Source organism: Pantoea sp. PNA 03-3, assembly GCF_003201175.1.
GTDB classification, from domain to species: domain Bacteria; phylum Pseudomonadota; class Gammaproteobacteria; order Enterobacterales; family Enterobacteriaceae; genus Pantoea; species Pantoea stewartii.
This window is the reverse complement of sequence record NZ_QICO01000001.1, coordinates 617,899-643,151: the sequence shown is the minus strand read 5'-3', so window position 1 is coordinate 643,151 and position 25,253 is coordinate 617,899. Positions and strand designations below refer to the sequence as shown.

At 53.8% G+C, this 25,253-nt stretch carries 23 protein-coding genes and 3 tRNA genes; 12 read left to right on the top strand and 14 right to left on the bottom strand.

Features of this window, described 5'->3' with window-relative positions:
* The first annotated feature begins 180 nt into the window (after positions 1-180).
* A complete protein-coding gene (locus C7433_RS02960) occupies positions 181-3,234 on the top strand; it encodes an FAD-binding and (Fe-S)-binding domain-containing protein (protein ID WP_058708699.1) in 3,054 nt (1,017 codons plus the stop codon).
* Between the two features lie 30 nt (positions 3,235-3,264).
* On the opposite strand, the gene C7433_RS02955 is transcribed toward C7433_RS02960, so the two are convergent.
* On the bottom strand, positions 3,265-3,669 hold the full coding sequence (locus C7433_RS02955; RefSeq protein WP_006118970.1) for a hypothetical protein: 405 nt from the start codon (positions 3,667-3,669) through the stop codon (positions 3,265-3,267).
* Between the two features lie 391 nt (positions 3,670-4,060).
* Here C7433_RS02955 and sufA point away from each other — a divergent pair, with 391 nt between their 5' ends.
* The 7 genes from sufA to C7433_RS02920 are packed head-to-tail and all read left to right on the top strand — an operon-like array spanning position 4,061 to position 10,660.
* Positions 4,061-4,435, top strand: coding sequence for a Fe-S cluster assembly scaffold SufA (sufA, locus tag C7433_RS02950; RefSeq protein ID WP_006118971.1), 375 nt, complete (start codon positions 4,061-4,063; stop codon positions 4,433-4,435).
* A 7-nt stretch (positions 4,436-4,442) separates the two neighbouring features.
* Positions 4,443-5,936 (top strand): Fe-S cluster assembly protein SufB, encoded by a 1,494-nt coding sequence (sufB, locus tag C7433_RS02945; RefSeq protein ID WP_110267582.1) that lies wholly within the window; start codon positions 4,443-4,445, stop codon positions 5,934-5,936.
* 46 nt (positions 5,937-5,982) lie between these two features.
* Positions 5,983-6,729, top strand: a complete 747-nt coding sequence (sufC, locus tag C7433_RS02940; RefSeq protein WP_110267581.1) for a Fe-S cluster assembly ATPase SufC — start codon at positions 5,983-5,985, stop codon at positions 6,727-6,729.
* Entirely contained in the window at positions 6,704-7,981 is a 1,278-nt protein-coding gene (gene sufD / locus C7433_RS02935; protein ID WP_110267580.1) for a Fe-S cluster assembly protein SufD, read from the top strand. Before sufC ends, sufD begins: the two co-directional genes overlap by 26 nt.
* Entirely contained in the window at positions 7,981-9,204 is a 1,224-nt protein-coding gene (gene sufS / locus C7433_RS02930) for a cysteine desulfurase SufS (RefSeq protein WP_058701739.1), read from the top strand. Before sufD ends, sufS begins: the two co-directional genes overlap by 1 nt.
* Before the next feature lie 21 nt (positions 9,205-9,225).
* Complete coding sequence (gene sufE / locus C7433_RS02925) at positions 9,226-9,642, top strand: cysteine desulfuration protein SufE (protein WP_006118976.1); 417 nt, start codon at positions 9,226-9,228, stop codon at positions 9,640-9,642.
* Positions 9,643-9,697: 55 nt separating this feature from the next.
* Complete coding sequence (locus C7433_RS02920; RefSeq protein WP_039340609.1) at positions 9,698-10,660, top strand: L,D-transpeptidase family protein; 963 nt, start codon at positions 9,698-9,700, stop codon at positions 10,658-10,660.
* A 244-nt stretch (positions 10,661-10,904) separates the two neighbouring features.
* On the opposite strand, the gene C7433_RS02915 is transcribed toward C7433_RS02920, so the two are convergent.
* From C7433_RS02915 to C7433_RS02890, 6 genes are all read right to left on the bottom strand, one after another.
* Entirely contained in the window at positions 10,905-11,141 is a 237-nt protein-coding gene (locus C7433_RS02915; RefSeq protein WP_006118977.1) for a major outer membrane lipoprotein, read from the bottom strand.
* 306 nt (positions 11,142-11,447) lie between these two features.
* Complete coding sequence (gene pykF, locus C7433_RS02910; RefSeq protein ID WP_110267579.1) at positions 11,448-12,860, bottom strand: pyruvate kinase PykF; 1,413 nt, start codon at positions 12,858-12,860, stop codon at positions 11,448-11,450.
* A 344-nt stretch (positions 12,861-13,204) separates the two neighbouring features.
* Positions 13,205-13,281: transfer RNA gene (locus tag C7433_RS02905), tRNA-Val, on the bottom strand.
* Between the two features lie 10 nt (positions 13,282-13,291).
* Positions 13,292-13,368: transfer RNA gene (locus C7433_RS02900), tRNA-Val, on the bottom strand.
* Between the two features lie 3 nt (positions 13,369-13,371).
* Positions 13,372-13,448, bottom strand: a tRNA-Val gene (locus tag C7433_RS02895).
* A 152-nt stretch (positions 13,449-13,600) separates the two neighbouring features.
* Entirely contained in the window at positions 13,601-14,974 is a 1,374-nt protein-coding gene (locus tag C7433_RS02890; protein WP_006118979.1) for an MATE family efflux transporter, read from the bottom strand.
* Between the two features lie 193 nt (positions 14,975-15,167).
* On the opposite strand from C7433_RS02890, the gene C7433_RS02885 reads away from it, so the two are divergent.
* Positions 15,168-15,836, top strand: coding sequence for a riboflavin synthase (locus C7433_RS02885; RefSeq protein WP_033741155.1), 669 nt, complete (start codon positions 15,168-15,170; stop codon positions 15,834-15,836).
* Positions 15,837-16,023: 187 nt separating this feature from the next.
* On the opposite strand, the gene cfa is transcribed toward C7433_RS02885, so the two are convergent.
* Both cfa and punC read right to left on the bottom strand, forming a co-directional pair.
* The gene (gene cfa / locus C7433_RS02880) at positions 16,024-17,172 is read right to left on the bottom strand and encodes a cyclopropane fatty acyl phospholipid synthase (RefSeq protein WP_033741158.1); all 1,149 of its coding nucleotides are present in this window, start codon (positions 17,170-17,172) and stop codon (positions 16,024-16,026) included.
* Positions 17,173-17,456: 284 nt separating this feature from the next.
* On the bottom strand, positions 17,457-18,659 hold the full coding sequence (gene punC / locus C7433_RS02875) for a purine nucleoside transporter PunC (protein ID WP_110267578.1): 1,203 nt from the start codon (positions 18,657-18,659) through the stop codon (positions 17,457-17,459).
* A gap of 108 nt (positions 18,660-18,767) precedes the next feature.
* Between punC and punR the strand changes: the two genes are divergently transcribed.
* Positions 18,768-19,673, top strand: coding sequence for a DNA-binding transcriptional activator PunR (gene punR / locus C7433_RS02870; RefSeq protein ID WP_110267577.1), 906 nt, complete (start codon positions 18,768-18,770; stop codon positions 19,671-19,673).
* On the opposite strand, the gene purR is transcribed toward punR, so the two are convergent.
* Positions 19,670-20,695 (bottom strand): HTH-type transcriptional repressor PurR, encoded by a 1,026-nt coding sequence (purR, locus tag C7433_RS02865; protein WP_006118983.1) that lies wholly within the window; start codon positions 20,693-20,695, stop codon positions 19,670-19,672. The genes punR and purR overlap by 4 nt on opposite strands.
* A 282-nt stretch (positions 20,696-20,977) precedes the next feature.
* Here purR and C7433_RS02860 point away from each other — a divergent pair, with 282 nt between their 5' ends.
* A complete protein-coding gene (locus C7433_RS02860; RefSeq protein WP_100208612.1) occupies positions 20,978-21,067 on the top strand; it encodes a YnhF family membrane protein in 90 nt (29 codons plus the stop codon).
* Between the two features lie 214 nt (positions 21,068-21,281).
* On the opposite strand, the gene C7433_RS02855 is transcribed toward C7433_RS02860, so the two are convergent.
* On the bottom strand, positions 21,282-22,100 hold the full coding sequence (locus tag C7433_RS02855) for a C40 family peptidase (protein WP_110267576.1): 819 nt from the start codon (positions 22,098-22,100) through the stop codon (positions 21,282-21,284).
* A 364-nt stretch (positions 22,101-22,464) separates the two neighbouring features.
* Here C7433_RS02855 and C7433_RS02850 point away from each other — a divergent pair, with 364 nt between their 5' ends.
* A complete protein-coding gene (locus C7433_RS02850; RefSeq protein ID WP_170317969.1) occupies positions 22,465-22,800 on the top strand; it encodes a Grx4 family monothiol glutaredoxin in 336 nt (111 codons plus the stop codon).
* 38 nt (positions 22,801-22,838) lie between these two features.
* Here C7433_RS02850 and rnt read toward each other — a convergent pair whose 3' ends face one another.
* The 3 genes from rnt to C7433_RS02835 all read right to left on the bottom strand — a co-directional run bounded on the left by rnt (position 22,839) and on the right by C7433_RS02835 (position 25,251).
* Positions 22,839-23,510 carry a ribonuclease T gene (gene rnt, locus C7433_RS02845; RefSeq protein ID WP_006118986.1) on the bottom strand — a complete coding sequence of 224 codons (672 nt, stop codon included), beginning with the start codon at positions 23,508-23,510 and terminating at the stop codon, positions 22,839-22,841.
* Between the two features lie 122 nt (positions 23,511-23,632).
* The gene (gloA, locus tag C7433_RS02840) at positions 23,633-24,040 is read right to left on the bottom strand and encodes a lactoylglutathione lyase (protein ID WP_033741163.1); all 408 of its coding nucleotides are present in this window, start codon (positions 24,038-24,040) and stop codon (positions 23,633-23,635) included.
* A gap of 113 nt (positions 24,041-24,153) precedes the next feature.
* Positions 24,154-25,251: an alkene reductase gene (locus tag C7433_RS02835; RefSeq protein WP_039340582.1), complete on the bottom strand. Its 1,098-nt coding sequence runs from the start codon at positions 25,249-25,251 to the stop codon at positions 24,154-24,156.
* Positions 25,252-25,253 lie beyond the last annotated feature (2 nt).

Sequence of the window (25,253 nt, the reverse complement as noted above, 5' to 3'; positions counted from 1 at the left end):
CAACGCAGGGGATGACAGTGACCCGTCATCATGAGCTATTTGAGGGCGTTTAAACAGGCTTGTAAAGAAATGGTTTCAGCCTTTCCTGAAAAAACGACAGGGCTGACAGAAATGTGATAAAACAGGAGATTAACGCACGCGACAGACGCAAACCTACACAACATCTTTGGTCACAGAATCATGATCCCACAGATTTCTCAGGCACCGGGTCTTATCCAGCGGGTGCTGACATTCCTTGAAACCCTCAAAGAACAGGGCTTCACCGGCGACACCGCCACCAGTTATGCCGACAGGCTTTCTCTCTCAACCGACAACAGCATCTATCAGCTGCTGCCCGATGCGGTGCTGTTTCCGCGCTCGACGGCTGATGTCGCGCTGATTGCCCGCGTAGCGGGAGACCCGGCGTTTTCGAGTCTGGTTTTCACCCCGCGCGGTGGCGGGACCGGCACTAACGGTCAGTCACTGAATCAGGGCATTATTGTGGATATGTCCCGCTACATGAACCGCATCCTGGAGGTTAACACCGAACAGGGATGGGTACGTGTAGAAGCGGGCGTGGTTAAAGATCAACTTAACGCGTATCTGAAACCGTTTGGTTACTTTTTCTCGCCAGAGTTGTCGACCAGTAACCGCGCTACGCTGGGCGGCATGATCAATACCGATGCCTCCGGCCAGGGATCACTGGTGTATGGTAAAACCTCTGATCATGTTCTTGGGTTGCGGGCGGTCCTGCTGGGGGGCGATATTCTGGATACCCGGCCCATGCCCACGGCGCTGGCCGAAAGCCTGGCGCAAACGCCCACGCCAGAGGGCCGCATCTATCAGCAGGTCCTGACGCGATGTCGCGAACAGCGTGACCTGATTCTGGAAAAATTTCCCAAACTGAACCGCTTCCTGACCGGCTACGATTTGCGTCATGTCTTCAGCGACGATATGCAAACGTTTGACCTGACGCGCCTGCTGTGCGGCGCAGAAGGCACGCTGGCCTTTATCAGTGAAGCCCGGCTGGACATTACGCCCCTGCCTAAAGTGCGGCGCGTGGTGAATATCAAATACGACTCCTTTGATTCTGCTTTGCGCAATGCGCCTCTGATGGTACAGGCGCAGGCTCTTTCCGTCGAAACGGTGGACTCGAAAGTGCTCAATCTGGCACGGGAGGACATCGTCTGGCACTCGGTGAAAGCGCTGATCACCGATGTTCCCGACAAAACGATGTCAGGGCTGAATATTGTGGAGTTTGCCGGGGATGACGAAGCGAAAATTGAGCAGCAACTGACGCAACTCTGCAGCCGACTTGATGCGCTGATCGCGCAGCAGGAAGGCGGCGTCATTGGCTATCAACGCTGTAACGACCTGGACAGCATCGAACGCATTTATAACATGCGTAAAAAAGCGGTGGGATTATTGGGCAATGCGAAAGGGCGGGCGAAGCCGATTCCGTTTGTCGAAGATACGGCCGTGCCGCCGGAACACCTTGCCGACTACATCGTCGAGTTCCGGGCGCTTCTTGACAGCCATGGCCTGAGTTACGGCATGTTTGGCCATGTGGACGCAGGCGTGCTCCATGTCCGGCCGGCGCTGGATATGTGCGATCCGCATCAGGAAATGATGATGAAGCAGATTTCTGATGAGGTGGTCGAACTGACCGCGCGCTATGGCGGTCTGCTGTGGGGCGAACATGGCAAGGGCTTTCGCGCGCAATACAGTCCGGCCTTCTTCGGGGACACCCTGTTCAACGAACTGCGCCGTATCAAAGCGGCGTTCGATCCCGATAACCGGCTGAACCCCGGCAAGATCTGTACGCCTTACAACAGCGATGCGGCGATGATGCAGGTGGATGCCACCAAACGCGGCAGCTATGACCGCCAGATTCCTGTACAGGTGCGTGACACCTGGCGTGGCGCGATGGAATGTAACGGTAATGGCTTGTGCTTCAATTTCGACGTGCGCAGCCCAATGTGCCCCTCGATGAAAATCACGCGCAACCGCATTCATTCACCTAAAGGGCGCGCCACCTTAACACGCGAATGGCTGCGCTTGCTGGCAGAGCAGGGCGTGGATCCGGTGATGCTGGAGAAAAAACTGCCAGAGAAGACGTTGTCGTTGCGGGGGCTGGTTGGCCGCATGCGGAACACCTGGTATGCGAATAAAGGGGAATATGATTTTTCGCATGAAGTGAAGGACGCCATGTCAGGCTGCCTGGCCTGTAAGGCCTGTTCAACCCAGTGCCCGATTAAAATTGACGTGCCGGCTTTCCGCTCGCGTTTTTTGCAGCTTTATCATACGCGCTATCTTCGTCCCCTGAGCGATCATCTGGTGGCCGCGGTGGAAAGCTATGCGCCCGTGATGGCAAAAGCGCCTACAGTCTTTAACTTCTTCCTTAAACAGCCCTGGGCCGCATCGTTCAGCAAAACGCACATTGGCATGGTGGATTTGCCCTTGCTTTCCTCACCTACACTCAAACAGCAGCTGAGCGGCCATCCGGCAATGCAGATGACGCTGGAACAGCTTGAAGGGCTGACGGAGGCGCAGCGGGCGAAAACGGTGCTGGTGGTGCAGGATCCCTTTACCAGCTTCTATGAGGCCCGGCTGGTCAGCGACTTTATCAGGCTGATTGAGAAACTCGGCTATCAACCTGTTCTGTTGCCCTTCTCGCCAAACGGTAAGGCACAGCACGTTAAAGGCTTTTTACAACGCTTTGCCCGCACGGCCAGTAAAACCGCCGATTTTCTCAATCGCGTCGCCCGACTGGGGATGCCAATGGTCGGCATCGATCCCGCAACGGTCCTGTGTTATCGCGATGAATATCGCCAGACGCTGGGAGAGGCGCGGGGCGACTTCAATGTGCTGTTGGTGCATGAATGGTTGCAGAATGCGGTGCAGGAACGTGACGTCCAGATTGCCAGCGGCGAAGCCTGGTATCTGTTTGCGCACTGCACCGAAGTCACCGCCTTGCCTGCAACGCCCGGTCAGTGGCAGGCGATTTTTTTACGTTTTGGTGCAAAGCTGGAAAACATCAACGTGGGCTGCTGTGGCATGGCGGGCACTTACGGACACGAGAGCAAAAATCTGGACAACTCGCTGGGCATTTACGCGCTCTCATGGCATCCGCAGTTGCAAAAGCTGCCGCGTCAACGCTGTCTGGCAACCGGTTTTTCCTGCCGGAGCCAGGTTAAACGTGTTGAAGGCAATGGTATGCGCCATCCGCTTCAGGCTCTGCTTGAGCTGGTGTAAAAAGGCAGGAGACGTCAACCGCAGGCTGGATTAGAATATCCAGCCTGCATGTTTGACAAAGTTACTCTGGAGCACCGTCGCCTGTTCCCATTCACCTGTAATGGCCAGCTGGTGGCATAGCCGGGTCAGTGACAGTCTTGCCAGCTGGTAAGCCTGAATGCGAAACAGCCGATCCCGGTCGGGATTTTGCATTTCTACGACCAGTCGGTGATGAAGCTTACCCATGGCATGCAAATAACTCTGGTCGTCACCGTTCAGTTGGCAAAGTTCTGCCATATCCAGACAGGTATCATTGAACTGACGTAACTGCTGAACGGTACACTCAGCCCGGTCAAGTCTGGCCTGCGCCAGGTAAAAATCGACAGTGAGATCGCGAACCGAAAAACGGTATTCATCAAGTTTGTGCTGAAGCCAGGCGGAAACCGATAACGACATAACGCATCCTGATGCTGAATGATAATAATTATCATATTCAACTGAACAGCGATTGCAATTGGCAAATGAGAATTTTTTTCCGATTTATTTCACCTGTCGGTATAATCGGAAATAACAATCTGTTTACAACACAGAAAGGCGTAACCTATCAATAAAGGGTTTATCATAAAGTGATGATTTTAAAATTCACCAGTTATTAACAGGTTACGGGGTCGTGCTTCCTGCCTGTTTTGCGAATGCAAGCCTGGCTGAAGACGCTATGCTTAATAAATGCGCTGTTAAAAACAGCACCTAATGATTATCCCTGCAAAACAAGAGGTTGAAGTGATCAGTGAGATCACTACCATAGGGGGATAGCCTGAAAAGGTCCGGACTCACAAGAGGTAGCAACATGTCATCCGTGAATGCAGACTCTTTCTCACCTGACGAATATGTGTGGAAAGGGTTAACGCTGACCGAAACCGCAGCGAAACAAATTCTAAATCTGGCCGCAGAAAACCCAGAAGTCAAGGGCCTGCGTTTAGCGATTAAACAATCCGGTTGTGCCGGCTTTGGTTATGTCATGGATCTGGTGAAGCAACCAGAAGATGACGACCTGCAGTTTACCTACTACGGCGCAACATTGTTTGTACCGCTTCAGGCGATGCCATTTATCGATGGCACTGAAGTGGATTACGTCCGTGAAGGCCTGAATCAAATTTTTAAATTCAATAACCCTAAAGCTCAACACGCCTGCGGGTGCGGTGAAAGCTTTGGCGTCGAGTAAGTGAAATATGTCACGACACAGCGAAACATCTGACGATGTACAAATGTGGGAAGGCAAGCTCAATTATAAAGAGGGCTTCTTTACCCAGTTGCAAACCGAAGAATTTGCCAACGGCATCAATGAAGATGTCGTGCGCGCAATTTCGGCTAAGCGTAACGAGCCAGAGTGGATGCTGGAGTTTCGGCTTAAAGCTTTTCGTGCCTGGCTGGAAATGGAAGAGCCACACTGGCTGAAAGCGCACTACGAAAAGCTCGACTATCAGGATTACAGTTACTATTCCGCGCCGTCGTGCGGCAATTGTGACGATACCTGTGCGTCGGAGCCGGGAGCCACGCAGGCTTCAGGCGCGGCGCCTGCCAACGATTACCTGACGAAGGAAGTGGAAAACGCCTTCAACCAACTGGGTGTACCGGTGCGTGAAGGCAAAGAAGTGGCGGTTGACGCCATTTTTGACTCGGTGTCAGTGTCCACCACCTATCGTAGCAAGCTGGCGGAACAGGGCATTATCTTCTGCTCGTTCGGTGAAGCCATTCACGATCATCCGGAGCTGGTGAAGAAATATCTGGGCACGGTAGTGCCACCCAACGACAACTTCTTCGCTGCCCTGAATTCAGCGGTTGCGTCAGACGGTACCTTTGTTTACATCCCGAAAGGGGTGCGTTGTCCGATGGAGCTGTCAACCTACTTCCGTATTAACGCGGCGAAAACCGGTCAGTTTGAACGCACCATCCTGATTGCTGATGAAGACAGCTATGTCAGCTACATTGAAGGCTGTTCTGCACCGGTCCGTGACAGCTATCAGCTGCACGCAGCGGTGGTCGAGGTGATCATCCACAAGAATGCGGAAGTGAAATACTCCACCGTGCAGAACTGGTTCCCGGGCGGTGAAGGCGAGGGCGGTATCCTTAACTTCGTGACCAAGCGTGCGCTGTGTGAAGGCGACCACAGTAAAATGTCCTGGACGCAGTCGGAAACCGGGTCGGCCATTACCTGGAAATACCCGAGCTGTATCCTGCGTGGCGATCACTCCGTGGGCGAGTTCTACTCCGTCGCCTTAACCAGCGGACGCCAGCAGGCGGACACCGGTACCAAGATGATTCACATTGGTAAAAACACCCGGTCGACCATTATCTCCAAAGGTATTTCTGCCGGTAAAAGCCAGAACACCTACCGTGGCCTGGTGAAAATCATGCCGACGGCCACCAACGCACGTAACTTTACTCAGTGTGATTCCATGCTGATTGGGCCAGATTGTGGAGCACATACGTTCCCGTATGTTGAAACCCGCAACAACACCGCCCAGCTGGAGCATGAAGCGACCACTTCACGTATCGGCGAAGATCAGATGTTCTACTGTCTGCAACGTGGCATCAGTGAAGAAGATGCTATCTCGATGATCGTGAACGGCTTCTGTAAAGACGTATTCTCTGAGCTGCCGCTGGAATTTGCAGTGGAAGCACAAAAACTGTTAGCCATCAGCCTTGAGCACAGTGTGGGCTGATTGACGCCGTCACACGCGTTGCCGGAAGCAATGTGAAGGAATAAGTATGTTAAGTATTAAAGATTTACAGGTTAGCGTTGAAGACAAAGCGATCTTACGTGGTCTGAACCTTGAGATTAAACCGGGCGAAGTTCATGCCATCATGGGACCGAATGGTTCAGGTAAAAGTACGCTGTCTGCGACCTTAGCTGGCCGTGAAGACTATGAAATTACCGGCGGTTCAGTGACCTTTAAAGGCAAAGACCTGCTGGAGCTGGAGTCGGAAGAGCGCGCGGGTGAAGGGATCTTCATGGCGTTCCAGTATCCGGTTGAAATTCCTGGCGTCAGCAACCAGTTTTTCCTGCAGACCTCTGTGAACGCAGTGCGCAAATACCGTCAGCAGGATGAGCTCGATCGTTTTGATTTTCAGGATTTCATCGAAGAGAAAATTAATCTGCTCAAGATGCCTGAAGATCTGCTGACCCGTTCTGTCAACGTCGGTTTCTCCGGCGGTGAGAAGAAGCGTAACGATATTCTGCAGATGGCCGCGCTTGAGCCCGATCTGTGCATTCTGGACGAAACGGACTCCGGTCTCGACATCGATGCCCTGAAAATCGTGGCTAACGGCGTAAACAGCCTGCGCGATGAGAAGCGTGCGTTCATCATCGTCACGCACTATCAGCGTATCCTGGACTATATCAAACCTGATTTTGTGCATGTGCTGTATCAGGGCAAGATCGTGAAATCTGGCGACTTCTCGCTGGTGAAACAGTTGGAGGAGCAGGGTTATGGCTGGCTTACCGACGAAGAGTGATACTGCGCTGCAACAGTGGCACCACCTGTTTGAATCGCGCGGTGAACTGCGCTCCATGCAGGCACAGCAGCACTGGCAGCAGTTAATGCGTCTGGGCTTGCCCACGCGCAAGCATGAAAACTGGAAATACACGCCGCTGGATGGCCTGCTGGCACAGCACTTTGTGTTGCCTGAGTCTCAGGACGTGAGTGCTTCACAGGTTGAAGCGCTGGCTCTGCCGCTGGATGCCATTCGTCTGGTGTTTGTCGACGGCAAATTCCAGTCTGCGCTGAGCGCGACCGGGACTGATTTTTTCGAGATTCAGCACAGCGTTGCCGCTGAGCGTCGCGATCTGCCTGCGCCCATTCAGCCAGAAGTCTTTCTGCATCTGACGGAAAGCCTGGCTGAAGAAGTGACCCATGTTCGTCTGCCGCGCGGTAAGGCGGCTTCACGTCCGCTTTACCTCCTGCACATCACCAGCGGCAAAGATGATGGCATGAACACCGTTCATTACCGTCATCATCTGCAACTGGAAGAGAGTGCAGAAGCGGAAGTCATCGAGCACTATGTCACGCTGAACGACAGCGCACACTTCACCGGCGGTCGCTTTACCTTTGCTGTCGCTGATAATGCTACGCTGAAGCACACCAAGCTGGCCTTTGAAAGCACTAAAAGTTATCACTTTGCCCATAATGACATCGTGATTAACCGTGATGCGCAGGTGACCAGCACCAGCTTCTTACTGGGTGCGGGTTTAAGCCGTCATAACACCAGTACGCAGCTCAATGGCGAAAACACCCAGCTTTCTTTGAACAGTCTGGTGCTGCCCGTGAATCAGGAAGTGGCGGATACCCGCACCTATCTTGAGCACAACAAAGGCCACTGCCTGAGCCGTCAGATGCACAAAACCATCGTGCGTGACAAAGGGCGTGCGGTCTTTAACGGCCACATCAAAGTGGCGCAGCATGCGTTAAAGACAGATGGTCAGATGACCAACAACAATCTGCTGTTAGGCCGCCTGGCCGAAGTGGATACCAAGCCGCAGCTGGAAATTTATGCCGATGACGTTAAATGCAGCCACGGTGCGACCGTAGGCCGTATTGATGACGAGCAGATGTTCTACCTGCGTTCGCGCGGTATTGAGCAGGATGCCGCGCAGACCATGATCATTCACGCCTTTGCGGCTGAGTTAACCGAAACGCTGGAGAACCCCGTTCTTCGCCAGGCGGTGCTCCAGCGCATTGCTCAGCGTTTTCCTGGAGACAACTCATGATGAACTTCGATCTCGAGCGTATCAGAGCGGATTTTCCGGTTCTGAAGCGTGAGGTCAACGGTCATCCGCTGGCTTACCTTGACAGCGCGGCCAGCGCACAGCGTCCTTTGTCGGTCATCAATGCCGAAAGCCATTTCTACCAGCACGGCTATGCCGCCGTGCACCGCGGTATTCACACGCTCAGCCAGCAGGCAACCAGCGATATGGAAAACGTTCGCGAACAGGCGGCACGTTTTCTGAATGCGGCTTCTGCGGAAGAAATCGTTTTTGTTAAAGGTACGACGGAAGGCATCAACCTGGTTGCCAACAGTTGGGCGGGCAGTCAACTGCAACCCGGTGATAACCTGATTATCACGCAGATGGAGCACCATGCGAATATCGTGCCCTGGCAGATGGTGGCTGAACGCTGTGGTGCGGAAATTCGGGTACTGCCCCTGACCGACAACGGTGAGCTGGCGCTGGATCAACTGGCGGGGCTGATTGACAGCCGCACGCGCCTGCTGGCGGTCACCCATGTGTCCAATGTGCTTGGTACGGTGAATCCGGTCAAAGCCATCGTCGCGCAGGCCAGGGCAGCAGGTGTGGTTACCCTGATCGACGGGGCGCAGGCCGTGATGCACAGCGCCGTCGATGTACAGGATATCGACTGCGACTTCTATGTGTTCTCCGGCCATAAGCTCTATGGCCCAACGGGCATTGGCGTGCTGTATGGCCGCAAGGCGCTGCTGGACATCATGCCACCCTGGGAAGGGGGCGGATCGATGATTGGTGAAGTCCTGCTGCCCACCGGCACCACCTGGAATACGGCACCGTGGCGTTTTGAAGCCGGAACGCCGAATACCGGTGGCATCATTGGTCTGGGCGCCGCGCTGGAGTATGTTGAGGCGCTGGGACTGGATACGATTCATCAGCGGGAAACAATCCTGATGAATTATGCGCTTGATAAGCTCGCCTCCGTGCCGGATATCCAGATCTACGGTTCGCAGCAGCGTACCGGTGTGATTGCCTTTAACCTGGGCAAACATCACGCCTTTGATGTCGGCAGCTTCCTTGATCAGTACGGTATCGCGATTCGTACCGGCCACCATTGCGCTATGCCGCTGCTGCGCCATTATCAGGTCCCCGCGATGTGTCGCGCTTCTTTCACGTTCTACAACAGTGAAGACGAAGTGGATCGGCTGGCGGCAGGTCTGACGCGTATTCATCGCCTGCTGGGCGGCTGAACAACGTAAACGGAGTGATTCATGGCCACGTTGCCAGAAAAAGAGAAACTGGTGCGCAACTTTAATCGTTGCGCTAACTGGGAAGAGAAGTATCTGTACATCATTGAATTAGGTGCCAAACTCCCGGAATCGTCTGAAACACTGCACCAGCCTGAAAATGCCATTACCGGCTGTCAGAGTCAGGTGTGGATCAAGATGACCCCGCAGGCAGACGGTACGATCGCCTTTGAAGGTGACAGTGATGCAGCTATCGTTAAAGGACTGATTGCTATCGTATTTAGCCTTTATCAGAACCTGCAACCCGCTGAAATCGTGGCACTGGATGTTCGCCACTGGTTCAGCGAACTGGCCCTCGTTCAGCACCTCACGCCGACGCGCTCGCAGGGGCTGGAGGCGATGATTAAGTCAATTCGCCATACCGCTCAGAACCTCAGCTAAGATACACTCCAAAGACGCCATCCGGCGTCTTTTTACTGTCTGATGAGAACATCGCATGAAACCTGCTTTTTATATAGCCGGTGCATTGCTGCTGACCTGTTTTGGGCTCTCTGCACCCGGTTTTGCTACCGAATATCCCTTGCCGCCGCCTGGCAGCCGCCTGACAGGTGAAAATCTTGTTACCCAGGTGCCAGATAATAAACGCCCGCTGGAAGATATCGCTGCGCGTTATCAGGTTGGCCTGCTGGGCATGCTGGAAGCGAACCCAGGCACCGATCCGTGGTTGCCCAGGCCGGGTACGCAGCTGACCATTCCGCTACAGATGATTCTGCCGGATACGCCACGCGAAGGCATTGTGGTAAACCTGGCGGAACTGCGGTTGTACTATTACCCAAAAGGTGAAAACAAGGTCATCGTGTATCCGATTGGTATCGGTCAGATGGGGATCATGACGCCCGTGATGGTGACCAGCATCAGCCAGAAAATCCCTAATCCCACCTGGACGCCTACCGCGAATATTCGTAAGCGCTACGCGAAAGAGGGCATTACCCTGCCTGCAGTGGTGCCCGCAGGCCCGGATAACCCTATGGGGCTGCATGCGTTGCGTATGGCGCGGGGAACCGGGCAATATCTTATCCATGGTACTAATGCCAATTTTGGTATCGGCATGCGCGTGAGTTCGGGTTGTATTCGCCTGCGCACGGACGATATCGAAGCGCTGTTTAATGCGGTGCCGGTGGGAACGCGCGTGCAGGTGATTAACCAACCGGTGAAATATACCGTTGAGCCCGATGGCAAACGTTACGTTGAAGTCCATCAGCCCTTGTCGCGCAGCGAGAAAGACGATCCGCAAACCGCGCCTCTGGCCTTAAGTGCGGGCTTCAGGACGTTTATGAAGAGCGAGAAAAGTGACCAGGCCTTGATTAACGCTACGCTGACGCGCCGTTCGGGCATGCCGGTGCTGGTCAGTGCCGGTGAGCCGGTGCGGGATGAGGCAAGCGTCCTGTCGGCACACTAATTAATGCGGGACAGGGCGCGAGTCCTGTCAGTGCAGTAACCGAAGCAGATTGAGGCGACAGGCCTGCCTGGACATAACCGATGCGGAATGGGGCTAACGGACAGTCGCGACAGTAAACGAGGCAGGACAGGGCAAACGTGCTGTCGACGAACGACGCGGCATCAGTGAAAGAGAAGGCGTTAGTTGCGGATCAGCAGACAAAAAAAATGGTGCCACAAGGGCACCATTTTTAAAACCAGAACTCTTACTTACGGTAAGAGTGAGCCTGGTTGTCCAGACGCTGGTTAGCGCGAGCTGCGTCATCTTTAGCAGCCTGAACGTCAGAACGCACTGCGTTCACGTCGTTGCTCAGCTGGTCAACTTTAGCGTTCAGAGTCTGAACGTCTGAAGACAGCTGGTCGATTTTAGCGTTGCTTGAGCAACCAGCCAGCAGAGTTGAACCCAGGATTACCGCGCCCAGTACCAGTTTAGTACGATTCATTATTTATACCCTCTAGATTGAGTTAATCTCCATGTAGCGTTACAAGTATTACACAAAGCTTTTTAACTTGAGAATAATTTTTTGATAAGAACATGCTTAAACATGATCGTTCGCTCAAAGAAACAGCGGATCAAAGAAGAAGATAAAAAAATTTAGCTAAAACAGAGAGATTTAATCGGATTAACCTTAATTTCAGGGGCATTTTTATTGTTGTTTTGGGCTGGCGTTTTCAGGAATCTGTATTACAAAGCCCATAAAAAAAGCGCCTTTTAAGGCGCTTTCGATAATAAAGCCATAAACCCCGTATTACAGCACGTGTACCGATGCGGTATTCGTGGTTCCACTTGGCACCAGCGCGCCAGAAACCAGCACAACAACATCGCCTTTTTGAGCAAAACCGCTTTCCAGCGCCGCTTCTTTACCCAGACGATAGAAATCGTCGGTTGAGGCAATTTCGCTGACCATACGCGTCTCAATACCTTTGCTCAGAATCAACTGACGCGCTGTGGTGGCATTGGTGGTTAAGGCCAGGATGGTGGCGTTAGGGAAGTACTTACGCACGGCCTTCGCTGATTTACCGCCTTCTGTTGCGACAACGATAAGTGGCGCTTCCAGCTTCTCGGCGGTTTCAACGGCACCACGGCACACCGCTTCGGTGATACGCAGTTTGCGGTTGTCATTCTGCTCATCAATGCGCGGCTTCATCACGCGGTCGGTACGCTCACAGATGGTCGCCATGATGGTGACCGACTCCAGCGGATAACGGCCTTTCGCACTTTCGCCCGACAGCATGACGGCGTCCGTCCCGTCCAGGATGGCGTTCGCTACGTCGCCGGCTTCTGCGCGAGTAGGACGTGGATTCTTGATCATGGAATCCAGCATCTGGGTGGCGGTGATAACAACCTTACGCGCCTTATTACATTTTTTGATCATCATCTTCTGCGCGAAGATCACTTCTTCAACCGGGATTTCAACGCCCAAATCGCCACGGGCGACCATGATGCCGTCAGACGCATCCAGGATCTCGTCGAAGTTGTTCAGGCCTTCCTGGTTTTCAATTTTAGAGATGATCTGAATATTTTCGCCGCCGTGCTGCTTCAGGTGCTCACGGATTTCCAGCACGTCAGAGCGCTTACGGATAAAGGACGCGGCAACGAAATCAACGCCTTGTTCACAACCAAAAATCAGGTCGCGTTTGTCTTTCTCGGCCAGCGCAGGCAACTGGATAGAAACGCCTGGCAGGTTAACACCTTTATTCTCACCTAAATCACCGTTGTTCAGGACTTCACAGATGACGCTGTTTTCGGTGACTTCAGTCACTTTCATGCCGATCAGACCATCGTCAACCAGAACGGTATTGCCGATTTTCAAATCGTTGGCAAAGCCAGAATACGTCACCGCAACACGTTCGCTGTTGCCAATCACGCTCTGGTCAGTGGTAAAAGTAAAGGTCTGGCCAGCTCTCAGTGACACATCATTGCCACCTTCCAGCTTCATGGTGCGGATTTCCGGACCTTTGGTATCCAGCAGAATAGCGGCAGGAATGCCAGTTTTTTGGGTGACAGCACGCATATTGGTGATGCGCTGACCGTGTTCTGCATAGTCGCCGTGCGAGAAGTTCAGACGCATCACGTTCATGCCTGCTTCAAGCAGCTGGGTCAACATCTCTTCGGATTCGGTTTTTGGGCCGATAGTACAAACGATCTTAGTCTTTTTCATGACGGGTTATCTGTAAGTTGTGATGGATGATAAATAGGGTTTCGATGACAGCGCACCGAAATGAAAACGCTGGTTGAAAGAGAAAAGGGTGATACAGGATAAGAATAGGTGACGAAGGCCAGGCGTGCAGAGAAGTTGCGTGGTTAGTTGGCTTAACCACCGGGACGTTGTTGCGCAAACAATCTTAATTATCGTCATAAGCACGTAGTCGCTGAAACCTTTCAAGTAAACAACGCGGCCAGTATAATCACTAAGTATGCGAAAACCAATCGAAAAACAGTACGTAAAGGCAATGTAAATCAAGAAATGGGTTGTTGCGCAAGTGAAGAAAGGAAGTAAAAGAGTGGTGCGCTCTAATGGACTCGAACCATCGACCCCCACCATGTCAAGGTGGTGCTCTAACCAACTGAGCTAAGAGCGCAAAATAAATTTGGTGCGTCCGAGTGGACTCGAACCACCGACCCCCACCATGTCAAGGTGGTGCTCTAACCAACTGAGCTACGGACGCACTTGGTGCGCTCTAATGGACTCGAACCATCGACCCCCACCATGTCAAGGTGGTGCTCTAACCAACTGAGCTAAGAGCGCAACATGCTGTCAGGGCGACAGCGGGGACGAATATTAACGACAGCGCAGAAGGCTGGCAAGGGGAAAAACGCAAAATTGCAAATGAATGAACATCATCTGTGCGAAGCGTCGTTTTTTTGAACGTAACGGGCCTGTTACGGCCCGTTCTGCTTTTAACGCGATGCGCGCGAAAGGATTAACGCGGCCGGGAGTTGCTGCAAACGCCGAACCCGCCACAGCATCATGACGGCGGCTGAGGTCAGGCCGACAATAAACCCACACCAGAATCCTGCCGGGCCCATGCGCGGCACCACCCAGTCGGTCAACGCCAGGATATACCCTGAAGGCAGCCCCAGTAGCCAGTAGGCGATAAAGGTTATAAAGAAAATAGACCTTGTGTCTTTGTAACCGCGCAGGATACCGCTGCCAATCACCTGAATGGAATCCGAAATCTGGTAAATGGCGGCCAGCATCATCAGTTGAGCAGCCAGCGTCACTACGTCGGGGTTATCGTTATAGAGCTGCGCAATGTGATGGCGGAAGGTCACCGTAAAGATCGCCGTAAGCACGGCCATACTCACGCCCACGCCCTGCGCGGTCCAGGCGGACACGCGCGCCTGTTCGGTTGATCCCTGACCCAGGCGATAGCCCACGCGAATGGTTGTCGCGACGCCCAGTGACAGCGGCAGCACGAACATCAGCGAGCTGAAGTTCAGGGCAATCTGGTGACCAGCCACATTCACAATGCCCAGCGGGGAGACTAACAGCGCCACCACGGCAAACAGGGTCACTTCAAAAAACAGCGCCAGGGCGACAGGCAGGCCCAGACCGGCCAGACGTTTCAGAATGGCGGCCGAGGGCGATGACCAGCGCTGTTCAGGCCGGATATCCTGCATGCTGCGCATGCGCCGCACCCAAAAGCGCATACAGATAAACATCGCCCAGTAAACGGAGGCGGTGGCGACGCCACAGCCCACACCGCCCAACGCGGGCATACCAAAATGCCCATAGATAAAGACATAGTTGAGCGGAATGTTGAGCATCAATCCCAGAAAGCCCAGCACCATGCCGGGCTTGGTTTTAGACAGCCCTTCGCACTGGTTACGCATCACCTGAAAAAACAGGTAACCCGGCGCGCCAAACAGCAGGGCATGCAGATAACCTTCCGCTTTTTCAGCCAGCAGCGGATCGATATCGTGCATCGAGCGAATAAAATAGCCCGCGTTCCAGAGGACCAGCATAATGAGCAATGAGAGAAAAAACGCCAGCCAAAACCCCTGACGAATCTGTTCAGCGATGCGCTCGCGGCGACCTGAACCATTAAGTTGCGCAATGGTCGGCGTCAATGCCAGTAAAACACCATGACCAAACAGGATGGCGGGAAGCCAAATGGACGTGCCAACAGCGACGGCGGCCATATCCGTGGCGCTGACGGCGCCGGCCATAATGGTATCTACAAATCCCATCGCGGTTTGCGCCACCTGAGCCAGGATAACGGGAATCGCGAGGGCCAGCAATTGACGCGCTTCTGTTAAATACTTCTGCACGTAAACACCTGACTTGTGTGATTAATAAGGAAATGAGGACGACTTCAGGCGAAGTCGGCACTAGTGTAACTGCCGCAGCCGATTTCTCCAATCTTTGTCACGCTTTGCGGTTGCGCATCTCTCAGCACGTTGAAATCTAAAAGTTAAGCGCGCCTGTGATAAACTGGAGGCAAACTTCACAGAGGCAAAGATTATGTTTACCGGTATTGTGCAGGGCACCGCAGAAATCGTGTCCATTGAAGATAAAGGTTTATTCCGTACTCATGTTGTCCGGCTTCCCGCTGAACTGGTGCCAGGACTGGCACTTGGCGCATCCGTGGCCCATAACGGCTGTTGCCTGACCGTTACCGAGATTAACGGTGATTTGGTGAGTTTTGACCTGATCAAAGAAACCTTACGCGTGACCAATCTGGGCGACTTGCGACAGGGCGACGTGGTGAATATTGAACGCGCGGCCAAATTCAGTGATGAGATTGGCGGACACCTGATGTCGGGCCATATCATGACCACGGCAGAAATTTGCAAAATTATCCGCTCTGAAAACAACCGCGAAGTGTGGTTCAGGATTCAGGATCCTCTGCAGATGAAATACATCCTGCACAAAGGATTTGTCGGCATTGATGGCATCAGTCTGACCGTGGGTGATGTGACAAAAACGAAGTTCTGCGTCCATTTGATTCCTGAAACGCTGGAGCGTACCACCCTGGGAGCCAAAACCTTTGGCGATCGGGTCAACATTGAAATCGATCCCCATACACAGGCCATTGTGGATACGGTAGAGCGCGTGCTGGCGCAGCGTGAAGCCGCTGCCGTGAAGGCACTTGCGGAGCAGGCCGATCAGCCGGAAGCCGATCACGAATAAGGCCCGCCTGGCAACAATCTTGTTGTCATCCGCATGCGGGTATTGCAAAAAAAGCAGCCCTGTTATCAGGGCTGCTTTTTTATCGGGAAACCGCTGACGCGCCGTCGCGTTTCGTCGCCCCGGCATCTCAGCCAACCGACCTGAGCCGGTTCGGGCAATGCGCGGCGCTAAACCGCAGCGCGTCCTGTTACCGTGCTACGCGCAATCCTCCCTCTATGCCTCGGCTAAACACCACCTGCCATAGCTGGATCTCGCGGGCGCGAAACGCACCCGCGCAGGCATTCAGATAGTACGTGAACATGCGGCGGAAGCGTTCGTCATAGCGCCCGGCAAGCTGCGGCCAGGCATGTAAGAAGCGTTCGTGCCAGGCCATCAATGTCGTGTCATAGTCCGCGCCAAAGTTATGCCAGTCTTCCATAATAAAATGGGGTTCGCTGACGTCGGCGATATGGCGCAAAGAGGGCAGGCAGCCGTTCGGAAAGATATATTTGCCAATCCAGGGATCGACATGCATATCCGTTTTGATCGCGCCTATTGTGTGAAGCAGGAAAATCCCGTCAGGCTTCAGGTTGCGATCGACCGTAGCAAAATAGGTGGGGTAATTTTTAGGCCCGACATGTTCAAACATGCCCACGGACACAATGCGGTCAAACTGCTGATCGAGATCGCGGTAGTCCTGCAACAGGATTTGGACATCCAGCCCCTCACAGCGCTGTTGAGCCAGTTTTTGTTGCTCTGCCGAGATGGTTACGCCCTGAACGCTCACGCCATAATTTCTGGCGGCAAAGGCCGCCAGGCCGCCCCAGCCGCAGCCGATATCCAGCAGGCGCATTCCCGGTTTGAGTTGCAGCTTGCGGCAAATCATATCGAGTTTGGCTTCCTGCGCCGCCTCAAGCGTGGTGGCGTCTTTCCAGTACGCGCAGGAATACTGCATGTAAGGATCCAGCATCAGGCTGAAGAGATCGTTGCCTAAATCGTAGTGGGCTTTACCCACCTGCCAGGCCCGCTTTTTGGATTGCAGGTTCACCAGACGCGCCAGCGCAATACGCAGGATGTCCTGAATATGATGCGGCAGTTGCTCGTCGAGTTTATGCTTCAGCGCCCGATGAAAAAACATATCCAGCCGCTCGCATTCCCACCAGCCATCCATATAACTCTCGCCCAAGCCCAGGGATCCTTTCTGCAGAACGCGTTTGAAAAAATCGGGGTGTTTAACCTGAATATCCCAGGGCCGCGAACCGTTAATTTCAATATCGGCTTTTTGCAGTAACTCCTGAACGATGCGATACCAATGGTTACGTTCGATGCCTACTTCTTCTACACATGATGAACTCATAGCCACTCCATCACCAGAACCGTCAGAACCTGAGAAAAAGCAGGAGCTGTTTCTCAGGATTATGAGAAAAGTCACAGATGACGCCTTGCGCCAGACAACAAAAAGGGTACAGAGAAGAGAAAACGTCGGTATCCATGCAGCGTTGCTCACACAGATGCCGTCACAGCCTGAAGGCTGTGTGAAACATTTTTATTATGATGACAGTGCGAGTGGGTCTGGCAGAGGAGGCACACTGGCAGACCCTGATTCAGTCAGTGAAAACGGGTAACACGCAAATCGTTGCCTCAGTGATTATCCTGGCAGGGATGTGCAGATGAGGCAATATCAGTTTGTGCGCCGGCGCGGCGCTGTAGCTGATAGCCCATCACTGCCAGACCAATCGTCACCATCATAATTAGCGTGGTCGTAAACAGAGCCTGGATCAAGCCTGCGGACACCGCAAGGCTGGCGGCAAAACAGAGTCCGAGCTGAAGTGTGTTCTGCAATGCCGCCGCTTTCCCGGTGGCGTGGGGGAAGGGCAGCAGCGCACTGGACACCACAATCGGATAAATCGCGCCATTTGCCAGCGCCATGCCGCAGAACGGCACCAGTAACGCCGTGAGTGACGGGCTTCCCGAAAGCGCGACGGCAAACAGCGCCCCGACACTCAGACTATAGACGCCGAGCAGCCACGGCAGCAGCGTTGCGCCAGAAAACCGGTTGAGCAGCGCACGGCAGCCAAACCCGCCGATTAAAAAGGCGATGGTTTGGGGAATATAACTGAGCCCGATATCCGCAGGAGACAGACCAATTTCAGCCAGAATAAACGGCGAACCCGTCAGCCATGCAAAAAAACTGGCCGAGCAGGCGGAATACATCAGTACGTTACCGCTGTAGGCACGTGCGCGCAGCAGCGTCAGAAACCCAGGCTGTGGAGCAGGGGAACGTTGATTTTTTTGCGGCGAAGGCAGGCGCAGCGTGACCAGGATGAGCGCCACAGCAATTCCCGTCAGCACCGCAAAAATGGCGCGCCAGTGAAAATGGCCGATCAGCCAGGCGCCCAGTAACGGCGCCAGGGCGGGAGACAGCGCGACGAGCGGCATAATGGTAGCAAAGACTTTATTGGCCTGTGACTGAGGATAGCGATCGACGACCAGCGCCTGCCAGCTGACGGCCGCCGCGCACACGCCGATAGCCTGCACAAAACGCAGTACCAGCATCAGGATCACATTATCTACCCACAACATACCCGCACAGCCCAGAGCAAACAGGGCGAGGCCTGCCAGCAGCACCGGCTTACGCCCCAACCGATCAGATAAGGGGCCCCAGACCAGCTGACCACAGGCAAAACCGGCCAGAAACAGACTCATGCTGGCGCTGATCATCCCGGCTGACGTGCTAAAACTTTGCTGCATAGCGCCGAAGGCGGGCAGGTACATATCGGTTGCCAGAAAGCCCAGCATACTGAGCACGGCAAGATAGGGAATAAAGCCTTTTGAAGCGGACATCGGGTTCTCATCAGTTGCAGAATAAACGCGGGGCAGTGTAAAAGCTGTACTTCACGCTGTGAAACGGTAAAATTTGCCTGTTGCTGTTAAAAATTTTGAAGGCAAATTATGTGGTCTGAATATGCGCTGGAAGTGGTGGATGCGGTCGCACGCGGTGGCAGCTTTAGCGCGGCCGCCCAGGAACTGCACCGTGTGCCTTCTGCCATCAGCTATACCGTTCGCCAGCTGGAAACCTGGCTGGCTGTGCCGCTGTTTGAACGCCAGCACCGGGAGGTGATTCTCACCCCGGCGGGCGAGCATTTTGTGCGGGAAGGGCGCAGCGTTATCAAAAAAATGGATGCCACACGACGTCAGTGTCAACAGCTCGCCAACGGCTGGCGCGGTCAGATTGGTATTGCCGTCGACTGCATCGTCAAACCGCAGCGGACCCGGCAGTTTGTCAGGGATTTTTACCGCCATTTTCCCGACATGGAGTTGCACATCAGCTATGAGGTCTTTAACGGCGTCTGGGATGCGCTGGCAGACGGGCGAGTGGATGTGGCGATAGGTGCGACACAGGCGATTCCGGTGGGGGGGCGTTTCGCCTTTCGCGATATGGGCACCCTGAACTGGCGTTGCGTGGTGGCGCGTCAGCACCCTCTGACGCAGGTTGCTACGCTGGATGATGAGGCGTTGCGCAACTGGCCTTCTCTGGTGCTGGAAGATACGTCGCGCGCGTTACCGCGTCGTATGACCTGGGCGCTGGATAACCAACGCCGGCTGGTGGTCCCGGACTGGCAAACCGGTCTGGACTGCGTGCGCGCCGGTTTGTGTGTCGCGATGATACCGGGCCATTTAGCGCGGCCCTTACTGGACAGCGGCGAGATGGCAGAGCTGAACTTACCGCAGGCGTTTCCGGAAAGTCCCTGCTGCGTCAGCTGGGCGGAAGATCGCGCATCACCGGCGCTGGGGTGGTTACTCCAGTACCTGGGCGATGCGCAAACGCTAAATCAGGAGTGGTTGAGCGAGGATTAACGGCGATAATCGCGATAAGGGCCATAGCCCACCGAGCGTCGCTCAATAAGCGTCGGGTGGACTTCAATTGTCTGCGACTCTTCCCGTTTACTGGTGATGCGATCTAACAACATCTCCAGCGCCTTCTCACCCAACTGGGCTTTAGGCTGATGCACCGTGGTCAGTGCCGGGGTGAAATAGCGCGCATTGCGCACATTGTCGTAACCGATGACGGAGATATCCTGCGGCACGCGCAGACCCATTTCGTCGGCCGCGCAGATTGCGCCCATCGCCATGATGTCGCCCCCACAGAATACGGCGCTTGGGCGCTGCTTCTGTGACAGAATCTGCTGCATGGCCTGATAGCCAGATTCGGGTTCAAAGTCACCCTGCACAATCCATTCGGCACGTGGCTGAATACCCGCTTCTTCCAGCGCCTTGAGGAAACCGGCATGGCGACCGCCTCCCGTGTTACGCTCCATCTGGCCGGGAATGGCACCAATATCGCGATGACCACGCTCAATCAAATAACGTCCCGCCAGATAACCGCCCTGGAAAGCATTGTCCAGTACGGTATCGGTAAAGTCGGCACGGGATTCGCCCCAGTCCATCACCACCATCGGAATATTGCGGTTCGCTTCCAGCATTTGCAGCAGATCATCCGGATACTCTGAACACATCACCAGAAGCCCGTCAACGCGCTTTTGCGCCATCATCGACAGATAGGCGCGCTGTTTTTGCAGGTCATTATGTGCGTTGCCCAGAATCAGGGTATAGCCTTTATCGAAGCAGTGATTCTCAATGGCTTCGATAATTTCAGCAAAGTAGGGCGCTTCACTGGACGTGGCGAGCAGGCCCAGCGTTTTGGTGTGATTCACCTTCAGGCTACGCGCGACTGCGCTGGGAGAATAATGCAGTTCCCGAATCGCTTCCCACACCGCTTCGCAGGTATTTTCTGCGACAAAGCGCGTTTTATTGATGACGTGTGAGACGGTCGTGGTGGACACGCCCGCACGCTTCGCCACATCTTTAATTGTTGCCATGTAAATCGAACTCCCGGGCCTATCTAAATTATTGATAAGCATATTGTTAAACGTTTGCGTCAGCGGACGGTTATTTCTGCGAAAAACATCGCTTTTCTGTCCGGTATTGAGTCATCAGGGCAGGAAATAACGTCTGAAAAGGGCGCGGACGCAACCGATATTGCGCGCTGTTGCGCAACAAAGGGGGGATTCTAACAAGGCTGTGCGGATAAAACGAGATTTTTACCCACGCGTATGTGAAAATGCTTTCACCTTACAAACGTCAGGGTTAAAGGAGAGGGGATGAGTACCGATTTAAAACTGTCATTAATGACGACGGCAGCCGCACTGTTAATGATCATCGCGTTTAGCTTCACCGCTATTCTGCACTAGCCGCATTCGTTTGCAGCGACGCTATACTGGCTGGCTGACTGGCTGACTGGCTGACTGCGCGTCCAGCCTTGCCGGTGATACGTCCTGTCTGTCAGACCGTATCACCGGCAGGTGCGGCATTTTCGCCCGCAACACCCGGCTGCACAATCGGGGCGATGTGGGCAATAAAAAAGCCGGGAAGTTGCCTTTCCCGGCTTTTTTGTATGAAGGACGTTTAGCGAACGGTCTTTGGCGTCATAACGCGACGCGCACCAATATAATGGCGCTGCCAGTAATCTTCGCTCAACGCACTGATTTGAATATCTTTACCGGTACGCGGTGACTGAATGAATTTACCGTTGCCCAGGTAAACCCCGACATGATCTGCGGTTCCACGCCCGTTGATGCGGAAGAAAACCAGATCGCCTTTTTCAAGGGATTCGCGGTTGACCGGTGCGGCATCCCGCAGATGGTACATTTCGTTAGCGGTACGGGGGATCTTAAACTTCACGACGTCTTTGTAGGCGTACCATACGAGGCCACTGCAATCAAAACCCGTATGGGGCGATTTGCCTCCCCACTGATAACGCTTGCCAAGTTGCCCCATCAGTTTTGCCATCGCCGTTTCACGCGCTTTCTGGTAACGCTGGCGATGCGCTTTACTCATTTTAATGGTGCCGGTTTCGGTATTGTCTGCCGTTAACGCCTTCGCAGCACGTTGATGACCATACCGTTTTTTGCTGACGGCATTAATGGCGACTTTTTTGCTCAGCGTCTTGTGCGAGGCAGTCGTTTTAGCGAGCGTTTTGTGCGTGGTGGTGTGGGAGGTCGTTTTGCTGGTTTTCGTGGTCTTACTGACTTTCTGAACAGCGGAGGTGCGACTTTTTTTAGATGAGGCTTTAACCGCGCGTCGTTTGCGCCGATCATCGTCGCGCGCACTTTTTTTCTCTACCTTATGCAAGCTGGCCTTAACCGTCGCATGCGGGGAGGCAGCAGCGATGTTAAAGAAGAGTTGCGCAAAAGCCAGAATAAGAAGCGTAATGATTGAACGCATAGTCCGTTTACTGGTTAAGCTGTCAGATCAAACAGGTCTCTGACAAAGTTAAGAAAAATCTGATCACCGATCAGCGCCGAAGTCATTCTAGTCCAGTTTTTTTTAAAAGAGTAAGTCCTTTTTTTATTAATTGATGGCCTGGATAAAAATCAGGCATAAATCAGGAATTTCAGTCTCTTATAACAGCAAATTCATTGCAAATTATGAATACATTCATAGTCTTTGTCACAGTTTCCTGCGAATGCCTGACCAGCCTACTTAGCAAACATGGCGATTTAACGTCGGACGAGCCAAAATCTCGTTTTCAGTCCTGGCGTGAAGTCGCTACAATAAAGAAACACGAAGTGACGAATTAAGGAAGGCAATAATGAGTACTGTAGAAAAAATTCAGCGCCAGATCGCAGAAAACCCGATCCTGCTGTACATGAAAGGTTCGCCGAAACTGCCAAGCTGCGGTTTCTCTGCGCAGGCGGTCCAGGCGTTGTCTGCCTGTGGTGAGCGCTTTGCTTACGTGGATATTCTGCAGAACCCGGATATTCGCGCAGAGCTGCCAAAATACGCCAACTGGCCCACGTTCCCGCAGTTATGGGTTGATGGCGAACTGGTCGGCGGCTGCGACATTATTGTTGAAATGTTCCAGCGCGGCGAGTTGCAGCCGTTAATCAAAGAAACCGCTGAGAAGTTTAAAGAAGCGGAATAACTGAAAAAGGCCGACCTCGTCGGCCTTTTTTACGCGCGTTACTCGGTTGTTTCTCCACCCGTCGCCGACGCTTCCGTTACAGCTAACGGCCAGCCTCCCAGCCGTTTCCAGCGGTTAACCAGCTCGCAAAATAAGGTCGCCGTTTGCTGTGTATCATAGAGCGCGGAGTGCGCCTGACTGCTGTCGAACGCCATTCCTGCGGCTTTGCAGGCTTTCGCCAGCACGGTCTGGCCCAGCACCAGTCCGCTCAGCGCGGCCGTGTCGAAGGTCGCAAAGGGATGAAAGGGATTGCGTTTCAGGCCCGCACGTTCCGCCGCCGCATTCATAAAGTTCAGATCAAACGTGGCGTTGTGAGCGACCATGATGGCGCGGTTGCATCCGGTCTCTTTGATGCCTTTTCGCACCATTTTAAAAATGGCATGCAGGGCCTCATATTCGCTGACTGCGCCGCGCAAAGGATTCGTGGGATCGATGCCCGTAAACGCCAGCGCTTCAGGGTGCAGGAGCGAACCGACAAAGGGTTCCACATGAAAATGCAGCGTCTCGTCGTGATGAAGCCAACCCTCATCATCCATTTTCAGGGTGATGGCAGCAACTTCCAGCAGCGCATCGGTTTGCGCATTAAAGCCCGCCGTTTCAACATCGATCACGACAGGATAAAAACCACGAAAGCGTTGATTGAGTGCGTTGGGGGAAGACGATTCAGACATCAGGATCTCATTGCAGAAAAAGGGCAGCGCGTAGTATGCCAAAAAAGCGCACTCTCTGCAGCAGATGTGGGCGAGGGAAGTAAGAATCAGCCTGCAGGAGGCAGGCTGATAGGCGGTAACGGTTAGTTACCGAGGCCGTGACCGGCATGTTTGTTTTCGATCAGCTCGATCTTATAACCGTCAGGATCTTCAACGAAGGCGATGATGGTGGAGCCGCCTTTCACCGGGCCCGCTTCACGGGTCACGTTGCCGCCGTCGTTACGGATACGTTCACAGGTTGCCGCGACATCATCAACGCCCAGCGCAATGTGGCCATAAGCATTCCCCAGGTCGTAGCTGTCTACGCCCCAGTTATAGGTCAGTTCAATCACCGCGCCTTCGCTCTCTTCGGTGTAGCCGACGAACGCAAGCGTATATTTATATTCAGCATTTTCGCTTTGACGCAGCAGACGCATGCCCAGCACACGGGTGTAAAAATCGATTGAGCGTTGTAAATCGCCAACGCGCAGCATGGTATGAAGTAAACGCATAGTTTCCTCTTTAAAAAAACGTCATCCCCGGATGACATAAATACGCAGTATAGCGACGATCATCGCCAAACAATAACCGCAGCCGTGACACCTTCTCACGGCTGCCTGCTGTTTTACAGCGCAGGATAATCAGTATAGCCCTCTGCGCCACCGCCGTAGAACGATTCGGGACGTTGTGGGTTAAGCGGAGCATCTTTTTGTAAACGCTGCGCCAGATCCGGGTTGGCGATGTAGTCACGACCAAACGCAACGGCATCGATCAGGCCACGGCTGATCAGGTCATCGGCTTTTTCGACGGTGTAGGCGCCGGCACCAATGATGACGCCCGGGAAGGTATCCCGCACTTTCTGGCGGAACGCATCGCTGTAAGGCGTGCCGCCTGCCCAGTCCGGTTCGGACATGTGCAGATAAGCGATGTTGCGTTTCGCCAGCTCAGCGATAAACCACAGCGCATCTTCTTCTTCGTTCGGACCGTTATCCAGGTTCTGGAAACTGCCAACAGGCGACACGCGAATACCTACGCGGTCTGCGGACCAGTTAGCAATGGCGGCATCGACGACCTCCAGCGCAAAACGGCCACGGTTTTCCACGCTGCCGCCGTAGGCATCGGTACGATGGTTAGACGACGGCGACAGGAACTGATGCATCAGATAACCATGAGCAGAGTGCAGTTCCAGCAGGTCGAAATCAGCTTCACGCGCATTGGCGGCTGCCTGACCAAAATCCGCCACAATCTGCTGGATTTCACTGACGCTCAGCTCGCGCGGCATCGAGGTATCTTCGCGATACACGCTGCCGTCTTCAGCACGCAATGAGGTGCGGGTGCCTGCCGGAATGGCGGACGGTGCAACCGGTGCCTTACCTTCAGGCTGAACGCTGTTATGTGAAATGCGGCCGGTGTGCCAAAGCTGGACTGCGCTGTGGCCGCCTGCCTGATGAATGCCTTCATTGATGACTTTCCACGCGGCAATTTGTTCCTGCGTGTGCAGGCCTGGCGCGCCCGCATAACCTTTCGCCTGGAAGGAGACCTGAGTCGCTTCAGTGATAATTAACCCCGCACCCGCACGTTGGCGATAGTATTCGGCCATCAACGGCGTCGGGATATCGCCCGGTTCGATGCTACGTAAACGCGTCAGTGGGGCCATAAAGACACGATGAGGAACGGTAATTGCGCCCACTTTTAACGGACGAAACAACTGAGTACTCGCCATAA

What these genes read in the sequence shown, in the direction of transcription:
- C7433_RS02960 (WP_058708699.1), top strand. Translation starts at nt 181, where the DNA reads ATGATCCCACAGATTTCTCAGGCACCGGGTCTTATCCAGCGGGTGCTG.
- C7433_RS02955 (WP_006118970.1), bottom strand. Translation starts at nt 3,669, where the DNA reads ATGTCGTTATCGGTTTCCGCCTGGCTTCAGCACAAACTTGATGAATAC.
- sufA (WP_006118971.1), top strand. Translation starts at nt 4,061, where the DNA reads ATGTCATCCGTGAATGCAGACTCTTTCTCACCTGACGAATATGTGTGG.
- sufB (WP_110267582.1), top strand. Translation starts at nt 4,443, where the DNA reads ATGTCACGACACAGCGAAACATCTGACGATGTACAAATGTGGGAAGGC.
- sufC (WP_110267581.1), top strand. Translation starts at nt 5,983, where the DNA reads ATGTTAAGTATTAAAGATTTACAGGTTAGCGTTGAAGACAAAGCGATC.
- sufD (WP_110267580.1), top strand. Translation starts at nt 6,704, where the DNA reads ATGGCTGGCTTACCGACGAAGAGTGATACTGCGCTGCAACAGTGGCAC.
- sufS (WP_058701739.1), top strand. Translation starts at nt 7,981, where the DNA reads ATGAACTTCGATCTCGAGCGTATCAGAGCGGATTTTCCGGTTCTGAAG.
- sufE (WP_006118976.1), top strand. Translation starts at nt 9,226, where the DNA reads ATGGCCACGTTGCCAGAAAAAGAGAAACTGGTGCGCAACTTTAATCGT.
- C7433_RS02920 (WP_039340609.1), top strand. Translation starts at nt 9,698, where the DNA reads ATGAAACCTGCTTTTTATATAGCCGGTGCATTGCTGCTGACCTGTTTT.
- C7433_RS02915 (WP_006118977.1), bottom strand. Translation starts at nt 11,141, where the DNA reads ATGAATCGTACTAAACTGGTACTGGGCGCGGTAATCCTGGGTTCAACT.
- pykF (WP_110267579.1), bottom strand. Translation starts at nt 12,860, where the DNA reads ATGAAAAAGACTAAGATCGTTTGTACTATCGGCCCAAAAACCGAATCC.
- C7433_RS02885 (WP_033741155.1), top strand. Translation starts at nt 15,168, where the DNA reads ATGTTTACCGGTATTGTGCAGGGCACCGCAGAAATCGTGTCCATTGAA.
- cfa (WP_033741158.1), bottom strand. Translation starts at nt 17,172, where the DNA reads ATGAGTTCATCATGTGTAGAAGAAGTAGGCATCGAACGTAACCATTGG.
- punC (WP_110267578.1), bottom strand. Translation starts at nt 18,659, where the DNA reads ATGTCCGCTTCAAAAGGCTTTATTCCCTATCTTGCCGTGCTCAGTATG.
- punR (WP_110267577.1), top strand. Translation starts at nt 18,768, where the DNA reads ATGTGGTCTGAATATGCGCTGGAAGTGGTGGATGCGGTCGCACGCGGT.
- purR (WP_006118983.1), bottom strand. Translation starts at nt 20,695, where the DNA reads ATGGCAACAATTAAAGATGTGGCGAAGCGTGCGGGCGTGTCCACCACG.
- C7433_RS02860 (WP_100208612.1), top strand. Translation starts at nt 20,978, where the DNA reads ATGAGTACCGATTTAAAACTGTCATTAATGACGACGGCAGCCGCACTG.
- C7433_RS02855 (WP_110267576.1), bottom strand. Translation starts at nt 22,100, where the DNA reads ATGCGTTCAATCATTACGCTTCTTATTCTGGCTTTTGCGCAACTCTTC.
- rnt (WP_006118986.1), bottom strand. Translation starts at nt 23,510, where the DNA reads ATGTCTGAATCGTCTTCCCCCAACGCACTCAATCAACGCTTTCGTGGT.
- gloA (WP_033741163.1), bottom strand. Translation starts at nt 24,040, where the DNA reads ATGCGTTTACTTCATACCATGCTGCGCGTTGGCGATTTACAACGCTCA.
- C7433_RS02835 (WP_039340582.1), bottom strand. Translation starts at nt 25,251, where the DNA reads ATGGCGAGTACTCAGTTGTTTCGTCCGTTAAAAGTGGGCGCAATTACC.